The sequence below is a fragment of the Streptomyces abikoensis genome (assembly GCF_014648775.1).
GTDB classification, from domain to species: domain Bacteria; phylum Actinomycetota; class Actinomycetes; order Streptomycetales; family Streptomycetaceae; genus Streptomyces; species Streptomyces abikoensis.
On the sequence record NZ_BMRT01000003.1, the window covers coordinates 1 to 16,543 of the forward strand.

At 71.4% G+C, this 16,543-nt stretch carries 12 protein-coding genes; 3 read left to right on the forward strand and 9 right to left on the reverse strand.

The annotated features are described in order from the left end of the window. Window positions 1-303: 303 nt before the first annotated feature. The 3 genes from IE096_RS10340 to thyX form a co-directional block, all read right to left on the reverse strand. Window positions 304-1,989 carry a ribonuclease J gene (locus IE096_RS10340; protein WP_189451003.1) on the reverse strand — a complete coding sequence of 562 codons (1,686 nt, stop codon included), beginning with the start codon at window positions 1,987-1,989 and terminating at the stop codon, window positions 304-306. A gap of 139 nt (window positions 1,990-2,128) precedes the next feature. Continuing rightward, window positions 2,129-3,028 carry a 4-hydroxy-tetrahydrodipicolinate synthase gene (gene dapA, locus IE096_RS10345; protein WP_189451004.1) on the reverse strand — a complete coding sequence of 300 codons (900 nt, stop codon included), beginning with the start codon at window positions 3,026-3,028 and terminating at the stop codon, window positions 2,129-2,131. A gap of 216 nt (window positions 3,029-3,244) precedes the next feature. Next, a complete protein-coding gene (thyX, locus tag IE096_RS10350; protein ID WP_189451005.1) occupies window positions 3,245-3,985 on the reverse strand; it encodes an FAD-dependent thymidylate synthase in 741 nt (246 codons plus the stop codon). A 244-nt stretch (window positions 3,986-4,229) separates the two neighbouring features. Here thyX and IE096_RS10355 point away from each other — a divergent pair, with 244 nt between their 5' ends. Further along, a complete protein-coding gene (locus IE096_RS10355; RefSeq protein ID WP_189451006.1) occupies window positions 4,230-4,472 on the forward strand; it encodes a hypothetical protein in 243 nt (80 codons plus the stop codon). Window positions 4,473-4,548: 76 nt separating this feature from the next. Continuing rightward, window positions 4,549-5,172 (forward strand): SCO5741 family PH domain-containing membrane protein, encoded by a 624-nt coding sequence (locus tag IE096_RS10360; RefSeq protein WP_373298110.1) that lies wholly within the window; start codon window positions 4,549-4,551, stop codon window positions 5,170-5,172. 91 nt (window positions 5,173-5,263) lie between these two features. On the opposite strand, the gene IE096_RS10365 is transcribed toward IE096_RS10360, so the two are convergent. The 6 genes from IE096_RS10365 to eccD all read right to left on the reverse strand — a co-directional run bounded on the left by IE096_RS10365 (window position 5,264) and on the right by eccD (window position 12,335). Then, on the reverse strand, window positions 5,264-5,725 hold the full coding sequence (locus tag IE096_RS10365) for a hypothetical protein (protein ID WP_189451007.1): 462 nt from the start codon (window positions 5,723-5,725) through the stop codon (window positions 5,264-5,266). 5 nt (window positions 5,726-5,730) lie between these two features. Then, window positions 5,731-6,483, reverse strand: coding sequence for a 4-hydroxy-tetrahydrodipicolinate reductase (dapB, locus tag IE096_RS10370; RefSeq protein ID WP_126916373.1), 753 nt, complete (start codon window positions 6,481-6,483; stop codon window positions 5,731-5,733). Between the two features lie 53 nt (window positions 6,484-6,536). Further along, complete coding sequence (locus IE096_RS10375) at window positions 6,537-7,916, reverse strand: M16 family metallopeptidase (protein ID WP_189451008.1); 1,380 nt, start codon at window positions 7,914-7,916, stop codon at window positions 6,537-6,539. Then, complete coding sequence (locus IE096_RS10380; protein WP_189451009.1) at window positions 7,913-10,132, reverse strand: polyribonucleotide nucleotidyltransferase; 2,220 nt, start codon at window positions 10,130-10,132, stop codon at window positions 7,913-7,915. The genes IE096_RS10375 and IE096_RS10380 overlap by 4 nt, the downstream gene beginning before the upstream one ends. Window positions 10,133-10,388: 256 nt before the next feature. Further along, window positions 10,389-10,676: a 30S ribosomal protein S15 gene (gene rpsO, locus IE096_RS10385; RefSeq protein WP_126916370.1), complete on the reverse strand. Its 288-nt coding sequence runs from the start codon at window positions 10,674-10,676 to the stop codon at window positions 10,389-10,391. Window positions 10,677-10,892: 216 nt separating this feature from the next. Beyond that, entirely contained in the window at window positions 10,893-12,335 is a 1,443-nt protein-coding gene (gene eccD / locus IE096_RS10390) for a type VII secretion integral membrane protein EccD (protein ID WP_189451010.1), read from the reverse strand. A 195-nt stretch (window positions 12,336-12,530) separates the two neighbouring features. Between eccD and eccCa the strand changes: the two genes are divergently transcribed. Continuing rightward, the gene (gene eccCa, locus IE096_RS10395) at window positions 12,531-16,511 is read left to right on the forward strand and encodes a type VII secretion protein EccCa (protein WP_189451011.1); all 3,981 of its coding nucleotides are present in this window, start codon (window positions 12,531-12,533) and stop codon (window positions 16,509-16,511) included. Window positions 16,512-16,543: the final 32 nt, after the last annotated feature.

The following is a 16,543-nucleotide window of genomic DNA, read 5'->3' on the forward strand; positions in this document are numbered from 1 at the left end:
CCTCCGGGCTTCCCTTCGGTGTTTCCAACCTTACCAGATCCGTTTTCCGTTCCGTTCCCGGTCGGAATTCGTTTCCAGCGCCCTGTTGGAGCGGGCTTCCCGACTTTATCAGATTTCTCTGAGCCGGATTTCCACTCGCTTTCCGGGAGCCCCGCCCCGCACTCGAAGTGCTGCGGTGTTCCCTCTGCGGTGGAGCCGTAAACGTACTGGACGGCCGCGCCCGATGCAAATCGGCAGCGGGGGCGGCCGTCCATACGGCTGATGCCGCGTCAGGCCCCAGGCGGGCCAGACAGGTCAGACGGGTCAGACCTCGACGACGACCGGGAGGATCATCGGCCGGCGGCGGTAGCTGTCGGAGACCCACTTGCCCACCGAGCGGCGGACGAGCTGCTGGAGCTGGTGGGGCTCGGCGACGCCGTCCGCGGCGGCCCTGGCGATGGCCTCCTCGATCTTCGGGACGACGGCGTTGAACGCCGCGTCCTCGATGCCGGAACCGCGGGCCTGGATCTGCGGGCCGCTGACGACCTTGCCGGTCGTGCTGTCGACGACCACGAAGACGGAGATGATGCCCTCGTCCCCGAGGATGCGGCGGTCCTTCAGCGAGGCCTCGGTGACGTCGCCGACCGAGAGGCCGTCCACGTACACATAGCCGGCCTGCACCTTGCCGACGATCTTCGCCTGGCCGTCGACCAGGTCGACCACCACTCCGTCCTCGGCGATGACGATGTGGTTCTTGGGAATACCCGTCAGAGCGCCCAGTTCGGCGTTGGCACGCAGGTGGCGCCATTCGCCGTGGACCGGCATCAGGTTCTTCGGCTTGCAGATGTTGTAGAAGTACAGCAGCTCGCCGGCGGAGGCGTGGCCCGAGACGTGCACGCGGGCGTTGCCCTTGTGGACGACGTTGGCACCCCAGCGGGTGAGGCCGTTGATCACGCGGTAGACCGCGTTCTCGTTGCCCGGGATCAGGGACGACGCGAGGATCACGGTGTCGCCGCGGACGATCCGGATCTGGTGGTCGCGGTTGGCCATGCGCGAGAGCGCGGCCATCGGCTCGCCCTGGGAACCGGTGCAGACGAGCACGACCTCGTCGTCCGGCAGGTCGTCGAGGGTCTTGACGTCGACGACGAGACCGGCCGGGACCCGCAGATAGCCCAGGTCACGGGCGATGCCCATGTTGCGGACCATCGAGCGGCCGACGAAGGCGACCCGGCGCCCGTACTCGTGGGCGGCGTCGAGGATCTGCTGGATGCGGTGGACGTGGCTGGCGAAGCTGGCCACGATGATCCGCTTCTGCGCGCCCGCGAAGACCTGGCGCAGCACGCCCGAGATGTCGCGCTCGGGCGGGACGAAGCCGGGGACCTCCGCGTTGGTGGAGTCCACCAGCAGCAGGTCGATGCCCTCCTCGCCGAGCTTGGCGAAGGCCGGGAGGTCGGTGAGGCGGCCGTCCAGCGGGAGCTGGTCCATCTTGAAGTCGCCGGTGTGCACGGCCATGCCCGCGGGGGTGCGGATGGCGACGGCCAGGGCGTCCGGGATGGAGTGGTTGACCGCGACGAACTCGCAGTCGAAGGGGCCCAGGCGCTCGCGGTCGCCCTCGGCGACCTCGAGGGTGTACGGGCGGATGCGGTGCTCCTGGAGCTTCGCCTCGATCAGGGCGAGGGTCAGCTTGGAGCCGATCAGGGGAATGTCCGGCTTCTCGCGGAGCAGGAAGGGGACGCCGCCGATGTGGTCCTCGTGGCCGTGCGTGAGCACGATGCCCTCGACGTCGTCGAGGCGGTCCCGGATGGACGAGAAGTCGGGCAGGATCAGATCGACTCCGGGCTGCTCCTCCTCGGGGAAAAGCACTCCGCAGTCGACGATCAGCAGGCGGCCGTCGTACTCGAAGACCGTCATGTTGCGGCCGATCTCACCGAGACCGCCGAGCGGGGTGACGCGCAGGCCGCCCTTGGGAAGCTTCGGCGGCGCGCCGAGTTCAGGGTGCGGGTGGCTCAAAAGACTCTCCTCACCACGCGCGCCACATGCCCCTCCGGGCACATGGCGCGCATGACATTCGTGCACTTGCAATTGTTTTCGATCTTCAGTTTTGCTCGATCTTCAGTTGTTCTCGGTATTCGGTTGTGAAGTCTGGGTGCTAGAGCTGTACCCCGCCGGCGGCGAGATCGCTCTTGAGCTGCTCGGTCTGCTCGTCCGTGAGGCCGATGAGGGGCAGCCGCACCGGGCCCGCGGGCAGGCCCTGGAGCGCCAGGGCGGCCTTGGTGGTGATCAAGCCCTGGGTGCGGAACATACCGGTGTACACGGGCAGCAGGCGCCGGTGGATCTCGGCCGCCTTGTCGACGTCGCCGGATCGGTGTGCCTCGAGCATCGCGCGGAGCTCGGTGGTGACGAGGTGGCTGACGACGGAGACGTAACCCACGGCGCCGATGGACAGCAGCGGCAGGTTGAGCATGTCGTCGCCGGAGTACCAGGCGAGGCCCGAGCGGGCCATGGCCCAGCTCGCCGCGCCGAGGTCGCCCTTGGCGTCCTTGTTGGCGACGACGCGCGGGTGCTCGGCGATGCGGACCATCGTCTCGGTCTCGATCTCGACGCCGCTGCGGCCGGGGATGTCGTAGATCATCACGGGCAGGCCCGTGGCGTCGGCGATCGCCGTGAAGTGGCGGCGCAGGCCCTCCTGCGGGGGCTTGCTGTAGTAGGGCGTGACCGCGAGGAGGCCGTGGGCGCCCGCCTGCTCGGCGGCGCGGGCCAGCTCGATGCTGTGGTGGGTGTCGTTGGTGCCGGCTCCGGCGACGACGTGGGCGCGGTCGCCGACCGCTTCGACCACGGCGCGTACGAGCTGGGTTTTCTCCGCATCGCTGGTGGTCGGGGACTCACCGGTGGTGCCATTGACGACAAGGCCGTCGTTGCCTGCGTCCACGAGGTGGGCGGCGAGGCGCTGAGCGCCGTCGAGATCGAGGGCGCCGTCGGCGGTGAAGGGCGTGACCATGGCGGTCAGGACCCGCCCGAAGGGCGTCTGCGGTGTGGAGGTCGGAGCCATAGGGGCCACGCTACTCGTTGCTCACCGTGAGGTACCCCCTCGGGGAGTGCCTAAAGGGATCCCGGCACTGCCTGCTCGGGGGTTCAAGCAGTGCCGGGTCCGTTTTTTCAGCGTAGATGAAGGTGACGAAACGCCGCAATACGGACACCTCGCCCGCTGGTCCCGTAGCAGCGCGTCACCGCTGGTCGACGCGCCCTGCGGGGCGGGCGACGCGACCTACGGGGCGACGCGGCCGTTCTTGTTGAAGGCCTCGTAGGTGAGCGGCATGAGCTCGGCCCACGCCGCCTCCATCTTCTCGCCCACCATCTCGATCTCCCGCTGCGGGAACGAGGGGACCTTCGCCAGCTCGTGCTGGGTGCGCAGCCCCAGGAAGTGCATCAGGGAGCGGGCGTTGCACGTGGCGTACATCGAGGAGAAGAGGCCGACGGGAAGGACCGATCGGGCGACCTCTCGGGCGACACCGGCGGCCAGCATCTCCTGGTACGCCTCGTACGCCTGGCGGTAGCTGTCCTCCATGGCGCGGCCGGTCAGCTCGTGCTGCGCCTGGGTGCCCTCGACGAAGACGTACTTGCCCGGGCGGCCCTCCTGGACCAGCTTGCGGGACTCGCCCGGCACGTAGAAGACGGGCTCCAGCTCGCGGTAGCGGCCGGACTCCTCGTTGTACGACCAGCCGACGCGGTGCCGCATGAACTCGCGGAAGACGAAGATCGGGGCGCTGATGAAGAAGGTCATCGAGTTGTGCTCGAAGGGGCTGCCGTGGCGGTCGCGCATCAGGTAATTGATGAGCCCCTTGGACCGCTCGGGGTCCTTGGTGATCTCTTCGAGGGACTGCTCGCCGGCCGTGGAGACCCGGGCCGCCCACAGCACGTCCGAGTCGGCCGCGCTGTGCTTGACCAGCTCGACGGTCACATCGCTGCGGAACCTGGGCTTCAAGTCCTCGGTGGGGGTGTCGCTCACCGGCGGGGTCCTTCCTTGTGCTGTTGTGCTTGGCCGCCGCCAAGCCTAAGCGCCACCACTGACACCCGGCCGACACCGGCCCGCGGGCGGCCCCCGGTGGCCGCCCGGTTCCCGCTGCCACAGGAAGGCCCGGCACGCCAGTTGATATTTTTCACAGAAGTTATGGAGAATCGGGCACCTCTTGCCCGGTTCGCGCGTCTTCAGGTGTGACAGCACACTTTCGAGGTTCCTAGGAGAGCCCACCATGTTCCGCCGGCGAGAGCCCGTGCCGTTCGCCTTCGTCGCCGAGGCCGAGCGCTACCGCAGCAACGTCACCCCGCCGCCCCGAGGCGGTGCCAGTCGTTCGGAGATACTCGGCCGGACGCTGGTGGGGCTGACGGTGGCGGCAGGACTGATAGGCGCGCTGCTGTTCGGAATGCCGTCGCTGGAGACGGGTCAGCAGAACCCGGGCCACAGCCAGAAGTCCGAGGCCAACGCGGGCCGCTGATCATTGGCCCGGGGGCACCGGATACCCTCACCGCGCACAGTCGTTCGACTGTGGGTATGTGAGTGAGGAACCCGTCGTGCCCCTGCCCTTTCCGACAGCCGAACGCGACGGCGACATCGCGACCACGACCGACACGACCACGACCGTCGACCCGAACACGACCGTCAAGAAGAGCGCGACCGACACCATCGCCGCGCTCCTCGCCTCAGAGGACCTGTACGAGGACCACCGCCGTTGGCGGCGCCCGTACCACCCCGGTCCGCTGCGGGTGGGGGGCGCGGCGATGCTGCTCCTGCTGGCCGCGTACCTCCTGGTGTCCGGCGTGATCATCGCCGCGGCGGGGGCACTGCCCGGTGCGGGCGTCTGCTTCGCGATCGCCGCCGTGCTGATCACGATCGCGGTGCGGACGGTGCGCACGGGCATCTGGGTGAGCCCCCAGGGGCTGCGTCAGCAGCGGCTGCTGCGCGCCGTGACGCTGTCGTGGGCCGAGGTGGCCGAGGTGCGGACCGTGCAGCAGCCGGTGCGAGTGGTGGGGACGCCGCGGACCGCACAGGGGCAGGCGCTCGTGGTGCGGCGTACCGACGGCGGGACGCTGCCCGTGCTGGTGACCGACCGCAACGCCGATTTCGTGGGGCGGCCGCAGGCCTTCGCGGCGGCGGCGGACGCCCTCGAGGACCGGGTGGCCGAGTTCACGGCGTAGCCGGAGCGGATGACGAGCGGATGGCGGAAGGGCCGGGGCTTCGCGCCCCGGCCCTTCGTCGTCTCGTCGTCTCAGGCGTCGTCTCGTCGTCTCAGGCGCTCAGGGCGCTGATCTGCTTGCCGTCGTGGAGGGCGATCGCCCGCTGCATCGCCTTGCGGGCCCTGGGGGTGTCACGGGCGTCGTGGTAGGCGACCGCGAGGCGGAACCAGCAGCGCCAGTCGCCCGGGGCCTCTTCCGTCTCGGCCTTGCGGCGGGCGAAGACCTCGTCCGCCGAATCCCGGTCGATCCGGCCGCCGGGCGTCCGTACGAGCTCGTCGACCGGGAGGCCGCCCTCGGCCTCCAGCTCGCGGGCCAGCCGGTTGGCGTCGCGGGCGAACTTGGTGGTCCGGTAGAGGAACCAGGCCCCGATGAACGGCAGGATCATCACCGCCAGCCCGAAGGCGACGGTGACGACGGTGCCCTGCTGGATGAGCATCACGCCGCGGCTGCCGACCAGGACGAAGTAGACGACCAGGACGGCGGCCAGGGCGAAATAGACGATCTTGGCGCGCACGGTACTCAGCCCAGGTCCAGGAAGTTTTCCAGGCCGAACGTCAGGCCCGGCGTGGAGACGACGCGGCGGGCGCCCAGCAGGATGCCCGGCATGAAGCAGCTGTGGTGCAGCGAGTCGTGGCGGATGGTGAGGGTCTCACCGGTGTCGCCGAGCAGCACCTCCTGGTGGGCCAGGAGGCCGCGCAGCCGGACCGAGTGGACGGGCACGCCGTCGACGTCGGCGCCACGCGCGCCCTCCAGGGCCGTGGTGGTGGCGTCGGGCTGCGGGGCGCAGCCGGCCTCGCGCCGCGCGGCGGCGATGAGCTGCGCGGTGCGGGTGGCGGTGCCGGAGGGGGCGTCCGCCTTGTTGGGGTGGTGGAGCTCGACGACCTCGACGGACTCGAAGAAGCGGGCGGCCTGCTGGGCGAAGGCCATGGTGAGGACCGCGCCGATGGAGAAGTTCGGGGCGATGAGCACGCCGGTCCCGGGCGACGCCTCCAGCCAGGAGGTGAGCTTCGCGAGGCGGTCCTCGGTCCAGCCGGTGGTGCCGACGACGCCGTGGATGCCGTTGCGGACGCAGAACTCGAGGTTCTCCATCACCGAGTCCGGGTGCGTCAGCTCGACCACGACCTGGGCGCCGGCCTCGGTCAGGGTCTCCAGACGGTCGCCCCGGCCGAGCGCGGCCACCAGCTCCATGTCGTCGGCGGCTTCCACGGCCCGTACGGCTTCGGAGCCGATCCGGCCCTTGGCGCCGACGACCGCCACGCGCAGCTTGCTCATCGTCCCTGCTTCCCCTTGTGTGCCCGTCGGCGGTGCCGTCGGCGGGCGCGGTTTTACGAAACGGCCTCGTGCAGGCGGGCGGCCTGCTTGTCCTTCAGCGGGCCGATCACGGACAGCGAAGGACGCTGTCCCAGTACATCGCGGGCCACTTCGCGGATCTCGTCCGGGGTGACGGCGGCGATGCGGGCCAGCATGTCGGAGACCGACATCTGGTCGCCCCAGCACAGCTCGCTCTTGCCGATGCGGTTCATCAGCGCGCCCGTGTCCTCCAGGCCGAGCACCGTGGAGCCGGAGAGCTGACCGATGGCGCGGCCGATCTCCTCGTCCGTCAGGCCCTCGGTGGCGACCTTGTGGAGCTCGTCGCGGCAGATCCGCAGCACGTCGTGGACCTGGCTGGGGCGGCAGCCGGCGTAGACGCCGAAGAGGCCGCAGTCGGCGAAGCCCGAGGTGTAGGAGTAGACGGAGTATGCGAGGCCGCGCTTCTCCCGGACCTCCTGGAAGAGCCGCGAGCTCATGCCGCCGCCGAGGGCGGTGTTGAGCACGCCGAGGGCCCAGCGGCGCTCGTCGGTGCGGGAGAGGCCGGGCATACCGAGGACGACGTGCGCCTGCTCGGTCCGGCGGCCCAGCACCTCGACCCGGCCGGCGGTGCGGATCGCCTTGGTGCCGGTGCGGGGGGCCATCGGGACGGCGTCCGTGCGGCCCAGGGCGCCGGCCTTCTCGAAGGCGGCGCGGACCTGGCGGACGACCTTGGCGTGGTCGACGTTGCCCGCGGCGGCCACGACCAGGTGGGTCGGGTCGTAGTGCTTCTTGTAGAAGCGGCTGATCTGGTCCCTGGTCAGGGCGTTGATCGTGTCGACGGTGCCGAGGACCGGGCGGCCGAGGGGGGTGTCGCCCAGCATGGTGTGGGCGAACAGGTCGTGGACGCAGTCGCCGGGGTCGTCCTCGGTCATGGCGATCTCTTCGAGGATCACCCCGCGCTCGGCGTCGACGTCGGCCGGGTCGATCAGCGAGCCGGTGAGCATGTCGCAGACGACGTCTATGGCCAGCGGCAGATCGGTGTCGAGCACCCGCGCGTAGTAGCAGGTGTACTCCTTGGCCGTGAAGGCGTTCATCTCGCCGCCGACCGCGTCGATGGCGGCGGAGATGTCGAGGGCGCTGCGCTTGGCCGTGCCCTTGAAGAGGAGGTGCTCGAGGTAGTGGGTGGCGCCGTTGAGGGCCGGGGTCTCGTCGCGGGAGCCGACGTTGGCCCAGATGCCGAAGGTCGCGGAGCGGACGGACGGCAGGGTCTCGGTGACCACGCGCAGACCGCCCGGGAGGGTGGTCCGGCGGACGGTACCGATGCCGTTCTCGCCCTTGAGAAGCGTTTGGGTACGGGCGACGGCCCGCCCCTCCGAGGAGGGGCGGGCCGTCTTCCGTGTACTACGGGACGTCACTTGGCGGACTCGTCCTTAGCAGCCTCGTCGCCGTCCTCGCCCTCGATCACGGGGATCAGGGAGAGCTTGCCGCGCTGGTCGATCTCGGCGATCTCGACCTGGACCTTGGCACCGACGCCGAGGACGTCCTCGACGTTCTCCACGCGCTTGCCGCCGGCGAGCTTGCGGATCTGCGAGATGTGCAGCAGGCCGTCCTTGCCCGGGAGCAGGGAGACGAACGCGCCGAAGGTCGTGGTCTTGACGACCGTGCCCAGGTAGCGCTCGCCGACCTCCGGCATGGTCGGGTTGGCGATGCCGTTGATCGTGGCGCGGGCGGCCTCGGCGGCCGGGCCGTCGGCGGCACCGATGTAGATGGTGCCGTCGTCCTCGATCGTGATCTCGGCGCCGGTGTCCTCCTGGATCTGGTTGATCATCTTGCCCTTGGGGCCGATGACCTCACCGATCTTGTCCACGGGGATCTTGACGGTGATGATCCGCGGGGCGTTCGGGGACATCTCGTCCGGCGTGTCGATCGCTTCCATCATCACGTCGAGGATGTGGAGGCGGGCGTCGCGGGCCTGCTTGAGGGCCGCGGCCAGGACGGAGGCCGGGATGCCGTCCAGCTTGGTGTCGAGCTGGAGGGCGGTCACGAACTCCTTGGTGCCGGCGACCTTGAAGTCCATGTCGCCGAAGGCGTCCTCCGCACCGAGGATGTCGGTGAGGGCGACGTAGTGGATCTTGCCGTCGATCTCCTGGGAGATCAGGCCCATGGCGATGCCGGCGACGGGGGCCTTCAGCGGCACACCGGCGTTCAGCAGCGACATGGTGGAGGCGCAGACCGAGCCCATGGAGGTGGAGCCGTTGGAGCCGAGGGCCTCGGACACCTGGCGGATCGCGTAGGGGAACTCCTCGCGCGTCGGCAGGACCGGCACGATCGCGCGCTCGGCGAGCGCGCCGTGGCCGATCTCGCGGCGCTTGGGGGAGCCGACGCGGCCCGTCTCACCGACGGAGTACGGCGGGAAGTTGTAGTTGTGCATGTAGCGCTTGCGGGTCACCGGGGAGAGGGTGTCCAGCTGCTGCTCCATGCGGAGCATGTTGAGGGTGGTGACGCCCAGGATCTGGGTCTCGCCACGCTCGAACAGGGCGGAGCCGTGCACGCGCGGGATCGCCTCGACCTCGGCGGCCAGCGTACGGATGTCCGTGATGCCACGGCCGTCGATGCGGACCTTGTCCTTGATGACGCGCTCGCGCACCAGCGACTTGGTCAGCGAGCGGTACGCGGCGGAGATCTCCTTCTCGCGGCCCTCGAACTGCGGGAGCAGCTTCTCGGCGGCGAGCTCCTTGACGCGGTCCAGCTCGGCCTCGCGCTCCTGCTTGCCGGCGATGGTGAGCGCCTGGGACAGCTCGGTGCGGACGGCGGCGGTCAGGGCCTCCAGGACGTCGTCCTGGTAGTCGAGGAAGACCGGGAAGTCGGCGGTCGGCTTGGCGGCCTTCGAGGCGAGCTCGGCCTGGGCCTTGCAGAGCACCTTGATGAAGGGCTTCGCGGCCTCGAGACCGGCGGCGACGATCTCCTCGGTCGGGGCCTCGGCGCCGTCCTTGACGAGCTGGATGGTCTTCTCGGTGGCCTCGGCCTCGACCATCATGATCGCGACGTCGCCGTCCTCCAGGGTGCGGCCCGCGACCACCATGTCGAAGACGGCGTCCTCGAGCTCGGTGTGGGTCGGGAAGGCCACCCACTGGCCCTTGATCAGCGCGACGCGGACGCCGCCGATCGGGCCGGAGAAGGGCAGGCCGGCCAGCTGCGTGGAGCAGGAGGCGGCGTTGATCGCGATGACGTCGTACAGGTGGTCCGGGTTGAGGGCCATGACCGTGGCGACGACCTGGATCTCGTTGCGCAGGCCCTTCTTGAAGGACGGGCGCAGCGGGCGGTCGATCAGACGGCAGGTGAGGATCGCGTCCTCGGAGGGGCGGCCCTCACGGCGGAAGAAGGAGCCGGGAATCTTGCCGGCCGAGTACATCCGCTCCTCGACGTCCACCGTGAGGGGGAAGAAGTCGAGCTGGTCCTTGGGCTTCTTCGACGCGGTCGTGGCCGAGAGCACCATGGTGTCGTCGTCCAGGTAGGCCACGGCGGAGCCGGCGGCCTGACGGGCCAGGCGGCCGGTCTCGAAGCGGATGGTGCGGGTGCCGAAGGCGCCGTTGTCGATGACGGCCTCGGCGTAGTGGGTCTCGTTCTCCACCAGGGATATCTCCTCTTCTGCGTCGCCGCCCGTGTGGCGGTGACGGTGGCGGAGGGGCGTCTCGGCTGGCCGGTCTTCGATCGAAGCACCCGGATTTCCCTGATCCGGGGGCCACTACCGAGGACCGGCGGCGAGCGGAGCGCTCCTCCTCATACGGTTTCGCGTTGTGGGGTCCAGACTACAAAGCTTCTGCTTCCCACGAGATACGCAAAGGGAGCGGCCCCCAGAACGTGGGAACCGCTCCCTTCATGGCGTCTTACTTGGCGCCCGCGGCACCGCGGCGGATGCCGAGGCGCTCGACCAGGGCGCGGAAGCGCGTGATGTCCTTCTTGGCCAGGTACTGCAGGAGGCGGCGACGCTGGCCGACCAGGATCAGCAGACCACGACGGGAGTGGTGGTCGTGCTTGTGCATCTTGAGGTGCTCGGTCAGGTCCGAGATGCGGCGGGTGAGCAGCGCGACCTGGACCTCGGGGGAGCCGGTGTCGCCCTCCTTGGTGGCGAACTCGGCCATGATGGACTTCTTCGTGGCGGCGTCGAGCGACACGCGTACTCCTTATGAGTCTCGTTTTGGCCACCGAGTGCCCCTGGTCTCTGTCTCAGGGGAGCTTCCGTTACTCGGGAGGCGGGGTCCGCTGGGCGCTGTCCCCAGACGCCCTGGCGGGCGGTCCGGAGGCGCGTACGCAAACGGCCACTGGACACAGTAGCAGCCCGGGGGCCGGTTTCCGGCCTCCGGGGCGCGGCGGTGGGCGGGCCGGCGGCCTCAGCTGCCCGCGAGGCCGCGTGCTGTCGCGTACACGTCGAGAACGGCGAGGCAGAGGGGGACGAGGGCGAGCAGGAAGACGCTCTCCACTATGTCGGAGGCTCTCCCCCAGAAGGGTGACAGCCCCTTGCGGGGGATGATCAGCGCGATCGCGGTGAGCAGGGCCGCCACGGCGGCGACGGCCACGGTGAGCCAGACCGTGCGGATGTCGGAGGCGCCGCCGTGGCCGCCGGGGTGCGGGTGCAGGGCCAGGCCGAGGACGAGCAGGGCGAGCGCGGCCAGCCCCGCGCCGAGGACGGTGGCGACCTGCGAGGTGTAGCGGAAGAGCCGGGCGCGCAGGGTCATGGCGAGCCCGGCGGTGAGCGCGAGGGCCGGGGCCCAGGGGCCCGCGGAGAAGGCGAGGACGGCGGCGGAGGCGACGACGACGGCCGAGCAGCCGCCCACGAGGCCGAGCAGCAGCTCGTGGCCCCGGCGGGCCCGCGCGGCGACGCGCTCGGCGTCGACGGGCGCGGTGTCGGCGCCGGCCCGGGGCGCGTCCAGGTCGTCGCCCGTGCCGTGGGGCGCCGCGTAGCCGATGGGCAGCCGGGCGGCGCGGGCCGAGAGACCGGGCAGGAAGGCGAGCGCGCCGATCGCGGCGACGGCGCAGACGGCGGCCGCGGCGGAGGGCGCGGCGCCGGTGAGGATCATCCCGAAGGTGGCCAGGACGCCGGTGGCGGAGGTGACGATGGTGGCGACGAAGGGGGCGTCGCCACCGGGGGTGACGGCGACGAGGACGACGGAGGCGATCAGTACGGTCGCGCAGCCGAGCAGGAACTGGAGGCGTCCGGCGCCCTCGACCGCGGCGGGGCCGATGACGCCGGAGCCGGCGATGAGCAGGTGCGGCACGGCCGCCAGGCCCAGGGCGACGGCGGAGCCGCGGTCCCGGTAGACCCGGGCCCGTACGCCCGCGTAGGCGGTCAGGAGGACGGCGACGGCACCGGCGACGATGCCGGGCAGGCCGTGCGCGTCGTGGCGGGCGGGGTCGGCGTTCCAGAGGACGAGGCCCAGGAGGACGAGCAGCAGGGCGGCGCCGGTCAGGCCCGCGGCGCGCAGCATGCGGGTGTTCCACAGGGCGCGGTCGCCGGTGACGGCCGCGGCGACGGCGTCGGCGACGTCGTCGTGGACGGCGGGCGGCAGGGACTCGGCGAACGGGCGCAGGGTGAGGATCTCGCCGTCGAGGACGCGCTGGGCCGCGAGGGTGCGGGCGCCGTCGAGGACGGTGCCGTCGCGGCGGACGAGGTGGTAGCCGGTGGGCGTGCCCACGGGCTGGGTGCCTCCGGTCAGCCGGAGGATCTCGGGGTGGACGTCGGCGACGGGGAGGTCCTCGGGGAGGGCGACGTCGACGCGGCTGTCCGGCGCGACGACGGTCACCCGACAGAAGCCGGTCGTGGCGGACGTACTCACCCGGATTGCTCCCTGATGCTGTGTTTTTGAGGTTTGGCCGACGGGTGGTCACCAACGGTGGCACTCGCGGCTGGTCACCCTACCGGGGGCGAACTCCCGTACGCCGATAGGATCACCGTCTCGCGAGGGGCGGCCGGGGCCACAGGGGCGCCGGGCGGGAAACGGACCCTCGGTGCAGAGGGGTTGAGCCGTTCCGTGACCCAGGTCGTCGTCAAGCGCCAGCCTCGGGCGCTGCCGCCCGAGCCGCCGAGCGGGGAACTGCGGCTGGAGGCTCCTCCGGAGCTGCCGCGCGGCCGTCAGGAGGGCTTCCTGATGCAGCTGCTGCCCACACTGGGCATGGCCTCGTCGATGGTCTACTTCTTCATGCCGGGCTCCAACCCCATGATGAAGATCATGGGCGCCCTGATGATGGTGTCGACGCTCGGGATGACCGTCGCCATGGTCGTGCGGCACCGGCAGGGCTCGCAGGGGCAGATGGCGGACGCGCGCCGCGACTACCTCAGGTACCTCGCGCAGACCCGGCGCACCGTGCGGCGCACCGCACGGGCGCAGCGCGACGCGCAGTTCTATCTCCACCCCTCCCCCGACCAGTTGTGGTCGGTGGTCGCCGAGGGCTCCCGCGTGTGGGAGCGGCGGCCCTCCGACGACGACTTCGCGCAGGTGCGCGTCGGGCTGGGCGCGCAGGGGCTCGCGACCCCGCTGGTGGCGCCGGAGACGGCGCCCATAGACCAGCTGGAGCCGCTCACGGCGGGCGCGATGCAGCGTTTCCTGGCCGTGCACGGCTCGCTGGACGGCCTGCCCATGGCGGTGTCGCTGCGCGCCTTCTACCACGTCACCCTCTCGGGAGAGCCGGAGACGGTGCACGGCTGCGCGCGGGCGCTCGTCGCCCAGCTGGCCACGCTCCACTCCCCCGAGGACCTGGTCGTCGCCGTGGTGGCCGGGCGCGCCGCGGCGGCCCGCTGGGAGTGGACGAAATGGCTGCCGCACGTGCAGCTGCCGGGCACCGTCGACGGGGCGGGCGCGCGCCGGCTGATCGGTGACGACCTCGGCGAGCTGGAGGAGCTGCTGGCGCCGCGGCTGGAGGGGCGTCCCCGCTTCGGCCGCGACACCCGCCCCCTGGTGGAGCAGCCGCACGTGGTGCTGTTCCTGGAGGGCGCCGCGGTGCCGCCGGACTCGCTCCTCGCCTCGCCGGAGGGCCTGCAGGGCGTCACCGTCGTGGAGGTCGTGCCGGGCGAGCTGGACGAGCTGCGCGGCGGGCTGGCCATCGACGTGGCGCCGGGCGCGCTGCGGCTGCGGTCGCAGGTGGCGGCGTACGACGGGGTGCCGGACACGCTGTCCCCGGAGGCCGCCGAGGCGCTCGCGCGGCAGCTCGCGCCGCTGCGTCCGGGCAGTGGCGAGGAGGACGAGCCGCTGCTGGCCAACTGGGACTTCACGGAGCTGCTGGGGCTGGGCGACGCCGGCGCCGTGGACGTCGCCCGCACCTGGCGGCCGCGCACGCCCGCCGAGCGGCTGCGCGTGCCGATCGGCGTCGGCGAGGACGGCGCGCCCGTGATGCTCGACCTGAAGGAGGCCGCGCAGGACGGCATGGGCCCGCACGGCCTGTGCGTGGGCGCCACCGGTTCGGGCAAGTCCGAGCTGCTGCGCACGCTGGTGCTGGGCCTCGCGGTCACCCACTCCTCGGAGACGCTGAACTTCGTCCTCGCGGACTTCAAGGGCGGCGCGACGTTCGCGGGGATGTCCGGTCTGCCGCACGTCGCGGCCGTCATCACCAACCTCGCCGACGACCTGACGCTAGTGGACCGCATGCGCGACTCCATCACGGGCGAGCTCCAGCGCCGCCAGGAGCTGCTGAAGTCGGCGGGCAACTACGCCAACGTCCACGACTACGAGAAGGCGCGGGCCGCGGGCGCCGCGCTGGAGCCCCTGGCTTCACTCGTCCTGGTGATCGATGAGTTCAGCGAGCTGTTGACGGCCAAGCCGGACTTCATCGACATGTTCATCCAGATCGGCCGGATCGGCCGCTCTCTGGGCGTCCATCTGCTGCTGGCCTCGCAGCGTCTGGAGGAGGGCCGGCTGCGCGGGCTGGAGACGTATCTGTCGTACCGCGTCGGCCTGCGCACGTTCTCGGCCGCCGAGTCGCGTACGGCGCTGGGCGTGCCGGACGCCTACCACCTGCCGACGGTGCCGGGCTCGGGCTATCTGAAGTTCGGCACGGACGAGATGACCCGGTTCAAGGCCGCGTACGTCTCCGGCCCGTACCGGGCGGGCGGGGCGGCCGGCGCGGACGGCGCGGCACTGCCCGTCGAACGGCGCCCGGTGCTCTTCACGGCGGCGCCGGTGCCGGTGACGTACGCGGCGCCGGTCGTCCCGGATCCGGCTTCGGGGGGCGACGGGCACGCGGGGGACGCCGGGGACGCGGGGGGTGACGCCTTCGCCGACACCGTCCTCGACGTGGTCGTCCGGCGGCTGGAGGGCCAGGGCCCGCCGGCCCACCAGGTGTGGCTGCCGCCGCTGGACCGGGCGCCGTCCCTCGACCAGTTGCTGCCGCCGCTGGCGGAGGTGCCGGGCCGGGGCCTGACGGCCTCCGACCCCTCGCGCCAGGGCCGGCTCGTGGTGCCGCTGGGCGTCGTCGACAAACCCTTCGAACAGCGCCGCGACGTCCTGTACCGGGACTTCTCGGGGGCGGCGGGCCACATGCTCGTCGTCGGCGGCCCGCAGTCGGGCAAGTCGACGCTGCTGCGCACGCTGGTGACCTCCTTCGCGCTCACCCACACCCCCGCCGAGGTGCAGTTCTACGGGCTCGACTTCGGTGGCGGCGGCATGAGCTCCGTCGACGGCCTGCCGCACGTCGGCGGCGTCGCCTCCCGCCTCGACCCGGAGCGCGTACGCCGCACGGTCGCCGAGGTCGCGGGCATCCTGGCCCGCCGCGAGGAGTTCTTCCGCGCGCGGGGAATCGACTCCATCGCCACCTACCGGCGGCGCAGGGCGGCCGGCGACTTCGCCGACGAGGCCTGGGGGGACGTCTTCCTCCTCGTCGACGGATGGGGCAGCTTCAAGCAGGAGTACGAGCTGCTGGAAGGCGTCGTCACGGACATCGCGGCACGCGGCCTCGGCTACGGCGTGCACGTCGTGGTGACCGCCTCCCGCAACATGGAGGTCCGCCCGGCGCTCAAGGACCAGCTCCTCACCCGCCTGGAGCTGCGCCTCGGCGACACGATGGACTCGGAGTTCGACCGCAAGGTCGCCGCCAACGTCCCGGCCGGCGTCCCCGGGCGCGGCCAGCTCCCGGAGAAGCTCCACTTCATGGCCGGCCAGCCCCGGATCGACGGCGGCAGCGACCCGGCGACCATGACGGACGCGACGGCCGACCTGCTCACGGCGGTCGGCGCCGCCTGGTCCGGGCCGGGCGCCCCGCGCGTCCGGCTGCTGCCGCGCGCGCTGCGGGCGGACGAGCTGCCGAAGGGCACGGAGTTCCCGGAACGCGGCGTGGCCATCGGCCTCGACGAGACGAACCTGGAGCCCGTCTTCGTCGACTTCGAGACCGACCCCTTCTTCCTCGTCTTCGGCGAGAGCGAATCCGGCAAGACGGCGCTGCTCCGGCTGATCGCCAAGCAGCTCACCGAGCGCTACGGCCCGGACGAGGCGAAGATCGTCGTCGGCGACTACCGGCGCTCCCTGCTGGACGTCATCCCGGACACCCACCTCCTGGAGTACGCCCCGGTCGCCTCGTCCCTCACCGTCCACGCGAACGCCCTCAACGGCCTGATGGAACGCCGCGCGCCCCAGCCCGGCGTCACCCCGCGACAGCTCCGGGAGCGGAGCTGGTGGTCGGGCCCGCGCTTCTTCCTCATCGTCGACGACTACGAGCTCGTCGCGACGGGAGGCGGCGGGAACCCGCTGGCGGTGCTCACGGAGAACCTGCCGTTCGCGCGGGACGTGGGCGTCCACTTCATCGTCGCGCGGAACTCCGCGGGGGCGTCGCGCTCCATGTTCGAGCCCTTTATGCAGCGGGTGAAGGAGCTGGGCGCGCAGGGCGTGGTCCTGTCCGGCGACCCGGGCGAGGGCGACATCCTCGGCGGCGTCCGCCCGCGCCCGATGCCGCCGGGCCGCGGCTTCTTCGTCTCCCGGCGGCGGGGGACGCCGCTGGTGCAGGTGGGGTGGCTGCCGGAGGAGTAGGCACACGGAAGGGTGGGCGGCCGCCACGCGGC